Origin of the sequence: Paraflavitalea soli (assembly GCF_003555545.1) — a bacterium.
Lineage (GTDB): Bacteria > Bacteroidota > Bacteroidia > Chitinophagales > Chitinophagaceae > Paraflavitalea > Paraflavitalea soli.
Genome location: NZ_CP032157.1, coordinates 2,820,410 through 2,836,062, shown reverse-complemented (window position 1 = coordinate 2,836,062; position 15,653 = coordinate 2,820,410). Strand labels below are relative to the sequence as shown.

The window sequence follows — 15,653 nt, the reverse complement described above, 5'->3', positions numbered from 1 at the left end:
GATGCTATAACGCAAGAAGTCGTTTTAAAACAATGTATAATGAAATTGTTCCTTGCTATAATCGCCTTGCTGATGATGTCCATGACTGGTCATCGCAGTAGTGTAGACATGCAGATCAGCCAAAGCTGGTCAGTGGATTCATTGGGCGCCTGCCAGGGAGCATTCTGGCAAAATGGCCGCCTGTTCTTATATGGGGACCGGGAAATAGGGATGATCCGGGAATATAAGATGGACCATGATTCTATTTTGTACGTAAACAAGGAATACAAGCTTACACTGAACGATACGGATGTAATTAACCACCCTACAGGCATTGCTGCTCATGCCAAACTGCCCATTTTCATTGGTAACAGTATACGGCTTAATAAGGAAGGCACTTTATGGAAGGCGATGATCTATTGCGTGAATTGGGAAGGGCTGCTCAAAACAGGTACACTGGATGGCAACCTGCTCAATACGATCGAAGATGATGCCTGCATACAGGGCACCCGGCCTGAGTATGTACCGTACAATGGCAAATGGTATGTGGCCACCGCCGATTATGGCGGTAAAGCCAATGAAGTGAGGCTTTATGATCCGGCCTTATTACAGCACGCCAAAAAGACTTCTGAAAAAGGCATCCTGGTCAAAAAGTTTACTTGCTCACCCTGGGTGCAAAACCTGCACTGGATACCCGGCAAGAATATGCTGGTATTGATCCAAAACCAGATAGAAGGCAGGAAATGGCGTTTTACCTTCCTCGATCTTGAAAAGTCATTGGCTGCAGGAACAGAACAAGTGATCAAAGTAGTTGACATCAACGAACGGTCCGATGAACTGGAAGGGTTTACGTTCCTTAATAATACACTGCAAGGTATTGCTGTAAGCTCCTCCCGGAAAAACAACGTCAATAGGATGGACGTACGTTGGGGAAACTAGCAACAGGGTGAGTCGCGCCCGTAAAACGGGGCAAGCTCTTCGGCGCTGCCTGGGGCCGGGCAGAGGGCGGCACACGCTACAAGTCCTTTGCCTCACGATTGCTTTCTGTCGGTACATTTTTCTTATTACAAAATATAACTAATGCAAATGAAAATTGCACATGCCATTCCTTTGTCCAGGGATAAGGGAGTGTTTCCAAAACTACTGCTGCTGCTCATGACCTTATTCGGCATGGCTTCGTTACCGCTACAGGCGCAAACAGGCGCTGTGTCCGGTACGGTAAGTTCTGAAACCAATGAGCCTTTGGCAGGCGCCAGTATATCAGCCACGCGCTCTGGTAAAACAGTTGTAGCCGATGCCAAAGGAAAGTTCTCACTGGATATTGCCGCCGGTGATACGTTGGTGGTAAGCTATGCAGGTTATACTACCGGTAAAATAGCGGTAGGCGATAAAACAGTAATGACCATCAGGTTGAAAGAAGAGGCTAAAATGCTGGAGGAAGTGTCTATCGGGTATCAGCGTTTGCGGAAGAGTGATCTTACAGGCGCTGTATCCAGCGTGAAATCCAAAGAGCTTAACCTTAGTTCACCAACGCTGAGCCAGGCCCTGGTGGGCAAGGTAGCGGGTGTGCAGGTGTCGCAGGTAAGTGGGGCGCCTTATTCCGGTACCAAGATCCGTGTGCGGGGCATTGGTTCTATCAATGCCAGCTCTGAACCTTTGTACGTAGTGGATGGTTATCCGGTGGGTGGTACCATCAGCTCGGGCCCGGGCAATGGTGGTAATGGTACCAATGGTTATAACCCTGCTACTTCTGGTAACGATATTTTCATCAATCCTGATGATATTGAATCTATTGAAATATTGAAGGATGCGGCTTCTGCTGCTATCTATGGTTCCCGTGCCGCCGGCGGTGTAGTACTGATCACTACCAAACGTGGCCGTCAGGGGAAGGGAACACTGGCTTATGACTACCAGGTAGGGGTTAACCAGCTTGCTAAAAAAGTGGACATGTTGGATGCTTATGAGTTTGCCCAGTTATTTGTTGATGGCCGTAATGGCGCTTATAAGGACCAAATTATCGCACAGGGTATTCCCTGGAATGATGCTTACTACTCCGATGACAATGCGGCCCGTATCGCCAGGCTGGGCAGCAATCCCGGGAATATCACGATCATCAAATCATTATATGATTTTCAGAACCAGAAAGTACTGCAACCCCAGTACAATACGGACTGGCAAGATGCGCTGTACCGCAATGCTTTGGTGCAACGCCACAATTTTTCTTTCTCAGGCGGTAACAATGGCACCCGTTATATGATCAGTGGTGGCTATCAGGATCAGCCGGGGATCATTGTTAGTACTTTCCAGAAAAGGATCAACCTGCGGGCCAATATCGATGCGGATGTAACAAAGAAGCTGAAGGTAAGCTCCAGCATGTTTGTGACCAATACGAATAACCGGGAAGTGCAGGAAGGTCGTTTTAACAACGGACCTATATTGGGTGCGTTGGTATATATGCCTTTCTTCCCTTTGTATAATCCGGATGGATCATTGGCGCTGGGTGCGGCTTCTACACCCATCGATGGGTATACCTACGCCTTCCAGGGAATTGAGAACCCGGTAGCGCTGGCACAAAGGGTAAATATTACCCGTAAGGGAACGCGTGGTACTTTCAATACGAGTGCTACTTATGAATTTATACCGGGTCTTTCGGGCAAGGTGAATATTGGTGCACAAACCTATAATGAGAAGTACGAATACTATTATCCTACCAACCTCAGCAGTGGCGCTAATCCGCCCGGATCGCCACAGGCTATTGCCGCTGCCAACGCTTCCGCGCAGACCCTCACCACGCTGGATAAGCTGGCTGAGTTTACGCTGACCTATAAAAAGAAACTGGGTAAGGGCGACCTGAATGTACTGGCTGGCTACACGGCGCAGGAAACGAACACTGATGTGCTGAGTGTAACTGCCAAGGGTTTCTCCAACGACCTGGTGCCGGAGCTGACGGCAGGTGGCGCCAATGCGGCCGATTTTGGCCTGAATAAAGGTGTGACGGGTAAAACTACCACTACGCTGGTCTCTTACCTGGCAAGGGCTATCTATAGTTATGATAACAAGTATTACTTAACCGGCTCTTTCCGTACGGATGGTTCTTCGCGCTTTGGCCCGCAGAACCGTTGGGGTAATTTCCCTTCGATATCTGCCGGTTGGAATCTTTCCAATGAAAAGTTTTATGATAGCTGGCTGGGCGAAGGATCTACGGTGCGGCTGCGCGCCAGCTGGGGATTGAGCGGTAATAACAATATCGGTAATTACAATTATGAGCAGGCACTGGCTACACCTACTGGTACAGTCATAGGCAATAGTGTGGTGACAGCCAATGCAGCTGGTAATATTGCGGATAAGAAGCTGGGTTGGGAATCTACTTCACAATACAATTTTGGAGCTGATCTCAATTTGCTGAATAACCGTTTGTCGGTGATCCTTAACTATTATATCAGTAAATCATACAACCTGCTGGTAAGGCAAAATATTACTTCTGCTTCAGGGTACAGCAATATCCTGACCAACCTGAAAGATGCTGATATACGCAATAATGGCCTGGACGCACAGATCGACGCAAAGATCATTGCTACGAAAGACTTTAACCTGAACCTGAGCGGTAATATCACTTTCAATAAAAACGAGGTAAAAAGTCTTGGCGGCGCCAGCACCATTTATAGTATTGGGGCTGAGCGTACTTACATCACCCACGTTACCCAGGAAGGACAGCCCATCGGCATGTTCTATGGCTTTAAAGTAGCAGGTATGGTAAAACAGTCTGATATGGCCAATATTGCAGCCGACGATGCGCACCTGGTCAACAATGCATTTCCTTCCGGCTATAAGATACAGGGACCGCCCCGTTCCAGCGCACAAAAAACACCGTTGAGTCCCGGTGATCTGTATTTCCAGGACACGAATGGTGATGGTATTGTAACGGATGCTGATAAAACAGTGATCGGCACGCCTTATCCTGATTTTACGTATGGTTTTAACCTCTCTATCAGTTATAAGCAGTTAGATCTGAGTGCTTCCTTTAATGGATCACAAGGGAATGATGTGATCGACGGACAGGATTATTATATCAAGAACATGGAAGGCTCTGGCAATAATTATTCAGTAGTGAAGAACAGGTATCGCTCTGAAGCAGAACCTGGTGATGGAAAAATTTATCGTGCTTCGCGTGGCGGTACACAAAGTAATAGTACCCGCCTATCTGATTTCTATTTGCAGGATGGTTCCTTTTTCCGTTGCACCAATATCACGCTGGGCTATAACCTGGGCAGTCTGTCTTTTGTAAAGAAGCTGGGCTTTAACGCCCTGCGGGTGTATGGAAGTGTAGACAATGCTTTCACAGTTACCAAATACCTGGGCTATAATCCTGAAGTGGATTATAACAACGGTGTGAACCTTACACCGGGTGTAGACTATGGCAAATACCCCCTGGTACGTGCTTTCAGTTTTGGTGTTAAAATGCAATTCTAATATTATTCGATTGTCAGGCTGAGCCTGTCGAAGGGCTTCGACAAGCTCAGCCTGACACTGTTGAACAATCTAAACACTATTTTATGCGTAACATATATGTAATATCGATCGGATTGGGCCTTATGGTGGGATTAGGTTCCTGCAATAAGGAATTCCTGGAGCAAAGCAATCCCAATTCCGTATCTGTAGATAAGGCCTTAAAAACAGAAAATGATGTTTCCCTGGCTGTGAACGGCGCCTACCAGGCGCTCAGAAGTTCCAACTGTGTGGGTGAAGGCGCTTCCTTGTGGACGGACGACCGTGCCGATGATGTGAATACCACCGATAATCAATCGAATAATGGTGAGCCATTTCAGTTTACTGCTTTTGCGCTGCTGGCCAGTAATACCTACCTGCAAAGCCATTGGACAGCCCTGTATGTACCCATATCAAGGGCCAACCTGGTGCTCTCTGTTATTGATAAAATAACGTTTGCTGACAATGCAGTAAAGACGCAATACATTGCTGAGCTGAAGTTCATCCGGGCCTTCATGTATTTCAACCTGGTGCGCGAATTTGGCGGTGTACCGCTGGTGACGGAAAGGTTAAGCTCGCTTGATGATGTGAACAAGGCTACTTTCCGCGAAACAAGGGAGAATGTATATGCGCAGATCATCAAGGACCTGGTGGATGTGGTGGGCAGTAACCTGCCCAATGTACAACCTGCGGCTGGTAAAGGCCGTGTATCGCTGCAAGCGGCCAATGCCTTGCTGGGCCAGGTATACTTAACGATGGCTACTACGCTGGATGCTGCCAGTAAAACAGCCAACCTCAACAATGCCAAAACCTACCTGATGGCTTGTTACAATATGCGTGGCTTTAGCAAGTTGTCGGACATTCCTTTTGCAGATGTATTTGATGTGAATAAGAAAAATACCAACCAGGAGATCATCTGGCAGATCGTGTACAAGCAAGGCGATCCTACGTACCGGTCCTCGCTGGCTGCCAGCAACCAGGCCAAAGGCGAAACGATCAACTCATTGGCTCCATCACAGGGTGCTGGTGGTACATTCACCAATGATCTGCTGAAAGAATTTGAGACGGGTGATCTGCGTACGGATTACTCTGTTAAATATGCCAATGACCCGGCTGTAAAAGCTTATTTCATTACCAAGTTCAGGGATAACAGCGCCGCTGCTACCAATCTTGGTTATGGTGGTAATGACTGGATCCTGATCCGTTATGCAGATGTGATCCTGAACCTGGCGGAAGTATTTATGCAGCTGAATGACAATGCCACGGCTATCACTTACCTGGATATGGTAAGGGCCAGGGCTGCCCGTCCTTTGTATGCTGTGATGATGGCTGATCCGGCCTATGCTTTTTATCCTGCAAAATATCCTACGCTGAAACTGGCCATCTTACATGAGCGCCGGATAGAGCTGGCTTTTGAGCACCATCGCTGGCATGACCTGATACGTTTTTTTACGCCTGCCGAACTGGTGGCTTATATAAGGGCCAAGAGCCAGGCGGATTACAACAATTCACCGTTGTCGAACATTACCACGAAAGACTATTATTTCCCTATCCCTTTGAACGAATACAAGCTGAACCCGGAAAAGATGCCCCAAAACCCGGGCTACGATTAATCAATCAACATGACCCTCTAACCAATGGGCATTCTGCGAAAGCAGGATGCCCATTGCCGTTTTTGTAATTTCTTTCGTTTCCCCTCGGGCCATTATAATTGGCTTGGCTGATCTGTTTATCCTATTAGAGTTTTAGGAGCCCAACTTTGTGTAAGGTATTCACCGGCTTATTATCCCAGAAAAGTTCGAAGTCTTCAAGGCCCGCGGCGCGGTAGCTGTCCATCACTTCCTGTAGGGTGTAAGTTTTGGCATTGGTGATGGATAGCTTTTCCAGCATCTCGGCCAGCCAATCACCCTGTTCCTTATTCACACTGATGCTGTATTTCTCTTTTTTGTCCTGAAAAGTAAGGGAGGTCATTTCCCAGCTATTGCCCTTTTTCGATTTGGTAAAATGTTCTACGGCAGGATGCCTGCCCAGCCACACAATTTTGCTCGTAGGTTTGGTAGAGGTATACAGGTCCTGCGTTAAAACGGTAGCAATGTAATCGGGCGCCACTTTGGTTTTGGGCACTTTAAATTCAAACCACTTTTGCAGGGGATCGTTGATGCCAATACCATGCATATAGTTCAGCAATGATTTCTTCAATCCATAACTGAAGGTCTCATGGTCGGCGCCGGTCTCATCAATATGCACCAGGTCGTTGTTGGCAAAACTGCCGGTACTATTATTCTCCCGCTTTACATTGAACTTTTCCGGCTGCAGTCCCACCGGGCTATGCGCCGTCATGGTAAACAAATGCCAGAAAGCCGATTGCAGGATGCCGGCGGCAAACATTTGCCGTATCATTTCCAGCGCATCAATGGTCTCCTGTGCTGTTTGCGTGGGAAAGCCATACATGAGGTAGGCGTGTACCATGATGCCCGATTCCGTAAAGTTGCGGTTCACCTGCGCCACCTGCGCCACCGTAATGCCTTTTTGGATCAGCTCCAGCAGGCGGTCGCTGGCTACTTCCAATCCACCGGATACGGCAATACAACCTGAGCGTTTCAGCAGCAGACAGAGATCGCGCGTAAAGCTTTTCTCAAAACGGATATTCGTCCACCAGCTTACGACCAGTTTGCGTTTTAATATTTCCAGCGCCAGGGCACGCATCAGTGCCGGTGGTGCGGCTTCATCCACAAAGTGAAAACCATTCTGCCCGGTTTGGGCAATGATCTCTTCCATGCGGTCGCAGAGCAGGGAGGCGGCAATTGGCTCATATAGGCGGATATAATCGAGTGAGATATCACAGAAAGTGCATTTGCCCCAATAGCAGCCATGCGCCATGGTGAGCTTATTCCAGCGGCCATCACTCCACATGCGGTGCATGGGGTTCACCACTTCAATGGCGGAGATGTATTTATTCAGCAGAAAATCGCTGTAATCGGGCGTGCCCACCTGTCCCTGTTTGTAATCCGTGCAGGCTTTGTTGTTGAAGTAAGTGACCTGTCCGTCTACCAGCGTGAAAGTACGTTTTAGTTCTTCTATTGTTTTGTGGCCCTCTACATGTTGTATCAGGTTTTCGATGGGCGCTTCACCATCATCGAGGGTAATGAAATCATAGAATTCAAATACCCGTGGATCGGAGAGGGAACGCAATTCGGTATTGGCAAATCCGCCGCCCATCACCACTTTTATGCCGGGATGCTTTTGTTTGATCCACTGGCCGCAGCGCAGGGAGGTATACAGGTTGCCGGGGAAGGGGACGGAGATGGCTACCAGTTTGGGTTGTACAGCCTGCATATGCGTTTGCAGCAGGCTGATCAATAGCTGGTCGATATAGGTGTATTCCTTTTGCAGGGCGGCGTACAGTTCATCAAAGCTATTGGCAGAGCGGCCGAGGCGTTCCGCGTAGCGGCTGAAGCCAAAATGTTCATCCACACATTCGCGGATCAGGTCGGAGAGGTCTTCCAGGTACATGGTGGCCAGGTGTTTGGCCTTGTCCTGGTTGCCCATGGAGCCGAAGGCCCAGTCGAGGTCTTCCAGTTGGGCAAAACGGCCGGCTTCGGGCAGGAAATCACGTTTGCAGATGCGGTGGGCGAGGGTAGGGTTGTGGCCTTGCAGGAAGTTGATCACATCGTCGATGGTGGTGATATAATCGTCCTGGAGGGCTATAATGCGGGCTATATTGTCGGTGGAGGTGATAGGGGGCGTGTTGCTGATACGGGTGAACAGTTCCTGGAGTCCGGCCCGGCTGAACAGCGCCAGGGTGACCTCAATACCCAGGTCGGCCTGGAAGGAAGTGATATTCCGGGTGTTGAGGAATCCCTTCAGGTAGGCGGTGGCCGGGTACGGCGTATTCAGTTGCGTAAAAGGCGGCGTCAGCAAAAACACAGTAGCACTCAAATCGGGTAATTTGGTGCAAAATTAAGTGAAAATGGCGGGCTGCGATCTGCTACCTTCACGCCATGAAAACGGAAAAAGAAAAGATGCTGGCGGGAGAATTGTATGATGCCATGGACCAGCAGCTCACGGAGGAAAGAACAACAGCCCGGTTGCTGATCAAGGCACTGAACGATAGCCGGGAAGATGAACCGGAAAAGCGGGCGGCCATCCTGAAAGACCTGCTGCCTCATGCAGGCGCTGGTTTATGGTTACAGCCTCCCTTCTATTGTGACTATGGCTACAATATAAAAATGGGGGAGAAGGTATTCTTCAATTTCAATTGCGTAGTGCTGGATGTAATGTCCGTGACCATTGGCAGCAGAACCCTCCTGGGACCCAATGTGCAGCTCTATACGGCCATGCATCCCATGGACCATCGCGAAAGGGCATCCGGGTTGGAATATGCCAAACTGATTGTGATCGGCGAAGATGTGTGGATCGGTGGCAGTGTGGTGGTTTGTCCGGGTGTTATCATTGGGAACCGCGCTGTGATCGGCGCAGGCAGTGTGGTAACAAAAAATATACCGCCTGATGTTTTTGCCGCGGGGAATCCCTGTAAAGTGATACGTTCGTTATAAGGGATGTTAATTTGTTTCTTTTCCCAAAAGAAAGCATTATCTTAATTGATCATTATGTGCGTATGCGCATAATGGTTTTCCCTTATTGCCATTAAACCAAAACTAACCTTATCTATGTCTACTGCTGTTGCTGCTGCTCCACTGGCTGCACCCGTGAGCCAATCTGAACGTATTGGCATCATGGACGCCCTTCGCGGTTTTGCCATTCTCGGCATCTTACTCATGAATATTCCGGGCTTCGGCCTTCCCTCTGCTGTAGGGTTTGATCCCACTGTCTGGAATGAATATGGTACCATCAATTATAAAGTATGGTGGCTGGTGAACTGGATCCCCGAGGGTACCCAGCGGGCTATTTTCTCCATGCTCTTTGGCGCCGGTATCATTTTATTTACCACCAGGGCCGAAAAGAAACTGCCGGGCACCCTGCCGGTCGATTACTTCTTCCGGCGCCAGTTGTGGCTCCTGGTCTTTGGCTTGATAGATGTCTGGATACTGTTGTGGTTTGGCGATATCTTATTTGATTATGCCTGCCTGGGCATGATCATGTTTGCCTTCCGCAAATTGCCTGGCCGACATTTATTGATCGGCGCCGGTATTTGCTTTTTGCTGATGCTGGGCCGGGAGACCCGCGACCTCTATAAGGACAAAGCGATTATCACCAAAGGAGAAAAGATCGCTGCGCTGGATACCACCCATACCAAATTAACAGAGCAGCAAAAGGAAGACCTCACTGCTATGAAGGATTTCAAAGAAAGAAGTGCTACAGAGAAAAAGCTTAAAAGAGCGGAGAAATCTATCCGTAAAACGACGGGCAGTTTTGCCGATGCTTATGAGTACCGGGGCGATCTGTACATGAGCTTCCTCGTAAGATTTCTATACTACCATGTATGGGATGTATTGTCCTTTATGTTCCTGGGGATGGCTTTGTTTAAGATGGGGGTGCTTACCGGGCAGGCTACTGCCAAAGTGTATTGGATCATGACCATTGCAGGACTGGCGGTTGGATTAACCCTGTCTTATCTGCGGCTGGATACTGCTATCACGAATCATTTTAATGGATTCGATATGACCAAACATGAAGTTATTGAGTTGTATACTTTGTCGCGGCTGGGCCGGTCCATTGGTCTTTTAGGATTGATCATGCTGCTGTATAAATCCGGTTGGGTGAAATGGTTGTTTGCCCTGATGCGCCCGGTAGGGCAGATGGCTTTTACCAATTACCTTATGCAGTCTATTGTATGTGGTGTGTTTTTCTATGGTGTTGGCTTTGGCATGTATGGAAAGCTACAACGTGTGGAGGTATATTATTTTGTCCTGGCCGTGTGGGTGGTGCAGATCATCTGGAGCCACCTGTGGTTGCGGTTCTTCCACTTCGGCCCTTTTGAGTGGTTATGGCGTAGCCTTACTTATTGGAAAAAGCAGCCGATGAAAAAGCGTATTAAAACAGATTAGGCCCGGGTTGCTGTGCTGTATACAGTAGCAAGAGAAAAGTAATCTCCCGTGCATGATGCTGCCGCAGAAAATGTTCAATGCGGTGCAGCCCCTTGGTAAGCTGGTTTTTTACAGTTTGCGGAGCGATGTTCAGTTCCTCTGCCAGTTGCTGAATAGTGCGCTGATGGTATTTGTTCTGAACGATAATGTATTTCATTTTTTCGGGCAATTGCTCCAATGCTTTTTGTACAGCCTCTTCGGCTGTATTGCGCAGCGATTCCTGTTCTGCAAATATTGTTCTGTTACTTACGAGGGCATCTACAAAACGGGCGTAGTCGGCCCTTACTTTTTCACGTACGCCTTTGTTCCTGAAGTGGTTGAGAATGCGGTTGCGCAGACTGGTGAGCAGGTAACTTTCCAATGACCCATTAATCTGCAGGGTTTGCCGTTTTTCCCACAGATGAATAAAAAGATCCTGCACTATATCCACACTATCCGCGTGATCGCCTGTTTTGGCAAAGGCAGTGCTGTATAACAGCTTCCAGAAACGGTTATAGAAATCATCAAAGCCATTCAGGAGCAGGTCATGGCTGGCTCCTTGTGCAGGTATGTCGAAATTCATCATATTGCTATCCCCGAACGAAGATACACAGCATCTCACAACACATGGCTCCCCCTGCCGGGGTAATAATTTCTTAACATAAAAGGCGTAGTACTAAGGAAACAGGCCGGTGTCTTATAATCGTAAAATCACCTGCATGCTGCCTGAAAAGGACTTACAAACATTATTGGATCAATACCAGGAAGGAAAAGCTTCTCCGGAGGAACGCCTGTTGGTGGAGCAGTGGTATGAACAACTGGATGCGGGCAGTGAACAGCTATGGTCGTCACCCGGGCAGGAGCCGGCTGTGAAAGAAGAATTGTATATGGTCATTTTGCAGCAGCTGAAAGCGGCAGGAAACAAGGATGCAGTAACTTTTTTACCTGGGAAAAAGCGTGGCCTGTATGTGCGACTGTTCCGGCTTTCGCGGGTGGCGGCCCTATTAATAGCGGTAGCAGGGCTTGGCTGGTTTGGATGGTCGTTGTATACAAAACAGCCAGGAGAAACAGTTTCAAGACCCACGGACGAAAAGGATCGCCCTGGTATTAGAGGAAGAACGTCTGTTTTACCTGCAAAGATGCTCACTGTACGCAGTGGGGAAACGGGTTACAAAAAATGTCAGTTGCCCGATGGCAGCACAGCCTGGCTCAATGCAGGCTCAGCGATAAGCTATCCCGATCATTTTACAGCCCTGGAAAGGATGGTCAGGGTAGAAAGGGGGGAAGTGTTTTTTAAAGTTTTGAGAGATACGCTTCATCCCTTCCGGGTGCATACGGGCTCGGTCATTACTACTGTGTTAGGTACCTCCTTCCTGGTGAAGCAAGGTTTTCAACAGAACACGGTGGAGGTAAGCGTTAAAACCGGTATTGTAAAGGTGGAAAAGACTAACCAAACCGGCGCTTCTGCGCTGGTAGGGCGTAATCTGCTGCCTGGCGATCAACTATCATTTGATACAACCGCCAATACTTACGGGTTGAAAAAGATCCCTGCCGGTGTTATTGCTGCTTTTATACAGGGCAGGCTGGTATATGAAGATGCATCGCTGGAAGAGATCGTATACGATATCAACCATAAATACCATATATCGATCCAGTTTGATCATGAGCAGTTGAAAAACTGCCATTACCGTATCAGTATCGACGATATACCTTTAACAGATTGCCTGCAAATACTGAGCACACTTACCAATACCCGCATCGAAAAACAGGCCGAAGGCCATTACAAGATCATAGGCCAGGCATGTAACTGATCTTAAGCAAAAAAGAAATAACCAATTATGAACTGTCTGTACCAGCGTTACACAGCAGCAGGAGGTCGTTTTGTCCTGCCTGGATGTACTCGCACGTTTTTTATCCGCCTCATTGCCCTTATTGTATGTTGTTGTTGCTTCGCTGGCAACCTGCATGCGCAGGAAAGATCTGACCGGCTTACCATCCAATAGCAGCGCACACCGCTGCGGCAGGCGCTGGCCGATATTGAAAACAAAACCGGCACCAGGATAGCTTTTAACAGCCGCCTGGCGGAACTGGATCAACTGGTAGACACTTCTTTTGCCAACACTATGGTGGAAGATGTGTTAAAAGCCCTGTTAAGGGGCAGTTCACTGGTGTTGAAAAAAAGACAAAATTATTATTTCATCTCATCGCGCAATGGGGTACCTGGTGGCCTTAACGGACGGATCACGGATATTGAGACCACCGACCCGCTGGGCAATGCTTCTGTAATCGTTAAGGAGCTTGGTAAGGGTACAATGTCTGATGAAAACGGGTTTTATTATTTTGATTCCCTGCCACCGGGAAAATATACACTGGAGCTGAGCTTTGCCGGGTATAAAAAGACGATGGCATCGGGTATTGAGATCAAACAGGATGCTCCCAATCAATACGACGGAACCTTGCAGGCCGAAAACCAGTTGCAGCATGTAACGGTTACCGGCTCCCGCAGGTTTGGCCGTGTTTCCAACACCACGGATGCGCAGCTCGTCAATGAGATCCGAACCAGCCGCAATATCGTATCCGGTATATCCAATGAACAGATCCAGAAAAGCACCGACCGGGATGCGGGCGAGATTGCGAGGCGCATTACGGGTGTAAGTGTGGCGGATAACTTTGCTATCATCCGTGGACTCAACCGCCGCTACAATATTACCTTCCTCAACGACCTTATTGCGCCAGCTACTGAACAGGACAGCCGGGCATTTTCGCTGGACCTGATCAACAGCAGTCTCATCGATAAAATGGTGGTGTATAAATCGCCGGTGCCCGAACTGCCGGGCGACTTCGTGGGAGGCGCCATGAAGATCAGCACCAAGAACTCCATGCTGGTAAGGCAGTTGGACATACAGGTATCAGGCTCTTACCGGCCGAACTCTTCCTTCAGTGATTTTTACACGTACAAAGGGGGTAAAACAGACTGGCTTGGGTATGATGACGGTACCCGCAAGTTGCCATCCGGTTTTCCGGATATTTTAAAACTGTCGCTGGCCGGAATAAAAGAAAGAACGCAGTATGGCAAAATGCTGTCCAATGTCTGGCAGTATGTTTCAGCCCATCACGATCTGGACAAGCGACTTGTTGTAAATTATTATGACTCCTGGAAACTGGGAAAGTATAGCCGGATCAGCAACCTTACTTCAGTTACGTATACACATACTGTTACTACGAACGAAATTGAAAGACAATTTGGTCCATCCACGGTGATAGCCTATGAAGTGAATGGAAAAATGCAAGAACGCAAGTATGGCCTGCGTACAAGTTCAATCGACATTCAGTCTCAGAACAGCACCCGGGTGGGTATCCTCCAGAACTTTTCATTAACGCTGAAAGACAGCTCGCGGATAGACTTCAGGAACTTCTTCAACCAGTTGGGCAATGATATTACGAATGTGGGTATTCTTACAGATGCTGAAATACTGGACACTGACCAAAAGGAGGTGCGTTTATACTACAGGCAACGTCGCTTGTATACAGGACAGTTGAGCGGTACACATTACCTTTTTGGCAAACGGAAAGATCCGTTGAAATGGTCGCTGGGCTATGCCAATACCAACCAGCAGGAACCCGATATGCGTACACTGAACTACAGGCGTACATGGGATAAGACCATAGGGCCATTTCAGGACAACCCGGCTTCTCCCTGGAACCTCACGCTTTTTGAAGGAGGGCAATACTTTCCCTATAACCGCCGCTTGTTTACCAATACAATAGAGAGCGGTTATACAGGATCCGTAGATTACGAGCATAAACTGCCCAACAATTTTGTACTTAAACTGGGTTCTTATAATGAGTTTAAAAACCGTGACTTTTCCTCACGGGAGTTTGAGGTAGTGAAAGGCGCCGGCTATTTTGATCAACGTATCACCAGTATTGGCAGCGGCAATATTAACGACCTCTATCACCAGGATAATTACAAAGTAGATGGCAGCGGTTTTGAACTGCAGGAGTTTTCCGGCACGAGGTATACGGCCAGCAACCAATGGAACTCTGGCTATATTGGCCTGGTAGCTCCCCTGTTCAAAGAAAAGCTGAATATATATGGCGGCACACGCTATGACTACTACCGTTTTCGCATGGCGGCTACTGGTCGTGAAGGTACCAGTATAGTGTTTCCTATTGAAGTGGATAATCGCGATAACTATATACTGCCTTCCATTAATGTTGCCTGGAATGTCTCATCCGGCATGGTGCTAAGGGCAGCCTTTGCCCGTTCTATTAACCGGCCGGAATTCCGGGAGATAGCTCCCTTTTACTATTTCAATAACATTACGCAGATACTGGAACTTGGTAATCCTAAACTGAAAACGGCTACTTTCACTAATTATGACCTCCGCTGGGAATGGTACCCTCAAAGCAATAAGCAGAATGAAATGCTCAGCGCCGGATTCTTTTACAAAAAAGGTAAAAACCTGATTGAATCATTTACCCTCAATGATCAAAATAGCCAGTCTGGAAACATATTAATGTTCAATAATTCCAAGGAAGCTGATTTTTATGGGGTGGAACTGGAGATACGGAAAAACCTGGATCTCTTTCAATCCCGTTTTCTGCGCAGGTTCTCTGTTGTCCTGAATGGCTCTTATATCAAAACAGATGTGTTTACACCGGGTGACGCTACTGATCTAAGTATGGGCAACAGCAACAGAAAAGACAGGCGGCGTCCATTACAGGGACAATCTCCCTGGCTGGTGAATGCCATCCTTAATTACGACAATGTACGATGGGGCTCCCGTGTTTCACTCAGCTATAATTACTCAGCAGACCGCATCAGTTCAGTGGGTAATAACGACATAGCAGGTGATGGTATAGATATTCCCGGTGGCGGTGATAATGAAAATGGTTTCCCGGATATTATGGAAAAGGGCAGGGGCGTACTTGATTTCTCCATCTTACAGCGTATCAACAGATGGCTGCAGATCAAAGCCAGTGTGCAGGATCTGCTGAACAATCCTGTATTGTTTTACGAAGACAGGAACCGGAACTATCAATACGATGCTGAAACAAGAGAGAAAGATGTCAACGGACGGTTAAAAGGGGATAATATATTCCTTCGTTTTAAACCCAATAGTTATTATACCATCAGCTTCAACTTTTCATTTTATTAAT

The 15,653-nt window shown here is 47.8% G+C and carries 9 protein-coding genes; 7 read left to right on the top strand and 2 right to left on the bottom strand.

Features of this window, described 5'->3' with window-relative positions; all coding sequences use genetic code 11:
* Window positions 1-39 precede the first annotated feature (39 nt).
* From D3H65_RS10495 to D3H65_RS10485, 3 genes are all read left to right on the top strand, one after another.
* The gene (locus D3H65_RS10495) at window positions 40-918 is read left to right on the top strand and encodes a hypothetical protein (protein WP_119050267.1); all 879 of its coding nucleotides are present in this window, start codon (window positions 40-42) and stop codon (window positions 916-918) included.
* Window positions 919-1,065: 147 nt separating this feature from the next.
* Window positions 1,066-4,449 (top strand): SusC/RagA family TonB-linked outer membrane protein, encoded by a 3,384-nt coding sequence (locus D3H65_RS10490; protein ID WP_245999720.1) that lies wholly within the window; start codon window positions 1,066-1,068, stop codon window positions 4,447-4,449.
* 83 nt (window positions 4,450-4,532) lie between these two features.
* On the top strand, window positions 4,533-6,077 hold the full coding sequence (locus D3H65_RS10485; protein ID WP_119050265.1) for a RagB/SusD family nutrient uptake outer membrane protein: 1,545 nt from the start codon (window positions 4,533-4,535) through the stop codon (window positions 6,075-6,077).
* 124 nt (window positions 6,078-6,201) lie between these two features.
* Here the strand turns inward: D3H65_RS10485 and D3H65_RS10480 are convergent, their stop codons facing one another.
* Window positions 6,202-8,403, bottom strand: a complete 2,202-nt coding sequence (locus D3H65_RS10480) for a B12-binding domain-containing radical SAM protein (protein WP_119050264.1) — start codon at window positions 8,401-8,403, stop codon at window positions 6,202-6,204.
* A gap of 62 nt (window positions 8,404-8,465) precedes the next feature.
* On the opposite strand from D3H65_RS10480, the gene D3H65_RS10475 reads away from it, so the two are divergent.
* Together D3H65_RS10475 and D3H65_RS10470 are read left to right on the top strand one after the other, a co-directional pair.
* On the top strand, window positions 8,466-9,020 hold the full coding sequence (locus D3H65_RS10475) for a sugar O-acetyltransferase (protein ID WP_119050263.1): 555 nt from the start codon (window positions 8,466-8,468) through the stop codon (window positions 9,018-9,020).
* 114 nt (window positions 9,021-9,134) lie between these two features.
* Complete coding sequence (locus tag D3H65_RS10470; protein WP_119050262.1) at window positions 9,135-10,472, top strand: DUF418 domain-containing protein; 1,338 nt, start codon at window positions 9,135-9,137, stop codon at window positions 10,470-10,472.
* Here D3H65_RS10470 and D3H65_RS10465 read toward each other — a convergent pair.
* Window positions 10,459-11,076 (bottom strand): RNA polymerase sigma factor, encoded by a 618-nt coding sequence (locus tag D3H65_RS10465; protein WP_119050261.1) that lies wholly within the window; start codon window positions 11,074-11,076, stop codon window positions 10,459-10,461. The two genes, D3H65_RS10470 and D3H65_RS10465, sit on opposite strands and share 14 nt — an antisense overlap.
* A gap of 133 nt (window positions 11,077-11,209) precedes the next feature.
* Here D3H65_RS10465 and D3H65_RS10460 point away from each other — a divergent pair, with 133 nt between their 5' ends.
* Window positions 11,210-12,301, top strand: coding sequence for a FecR family protein (locus D3H65_RS10460; protein ID WP_119050260.1), 1,092 nt, complete (start codon window positions 11,210-11,212; stop codon window positions 12,299-12,301).
* Window positions 12,302-12,613: 312 nt separating this feature from the next.
* Complete coding sequence (locus D3H65_RS10455; RefSeq protein WP_119050259.1) at window positions 12,614-15,652, top strand: TonB-dependent receptor; 3,039 nt, start codon at window positions 12,614-12,616, stop codon at window positions 15,650-15,652.
* Window position 15,653 lies beyond the last annotated feature (1 nt).

Coding starts and splice junctions, on each gene's coding strand:
- D3H65_RS10485 (WP_119050265.1), top strand. CDS start 4,533: ATGCGTAACATATATGTAATATCGATCGGATTGGGCCTTATGGTGGGA.
- D3H65_RS10490 (WP_245999720.1), top strand. CDS start 1,066: ATGAAAATTGCACATGCCATTCCTTTGTCCAGGGATAAGGGAGTGTTT.
- D3H65_RS10470 (WP_119050262.1), top strand. CDS start 9,135: ATGTCTACTGCTGTTGCTGCTGCTCCACTGGCTGCACCCGTGAGCCAA.
- D3H65_RS10455 (WP_119050259.1), top strand. CDS start 12,614: ATGGTGGAAGATGTGTTAAAAGCCCTGTTAAGGGGCAGTTCACTGGTG.
- D3H65_RS10495 (WP_119050267.1), top strand. CDS start 40: ATGAAATTGTTCCTTGCTATAATCGCCTTGCTGATGATGTCCATGACT.
- D3H65_RS10465 (WP_119050261.1), bottom strand. CDS start 11,076: ATGATGAATTTCGACATACCTGCACAAGGAGCCAGCCATGACCTGCTC.
- D3H65_RS10475 (WP_119050263.1), top strand. CDS start 8,466: ATGAAAACGGAAAAAGAAAAGATGCTGGCGGGAGAATTGTATGATGCC.
- D3H65_RS10460 (WP_119050260.1), top strand. CDS start 11,210: ATGCTGCCTGAAAAGGACTTACAAACATTATTGGATCAATACCAGGAA.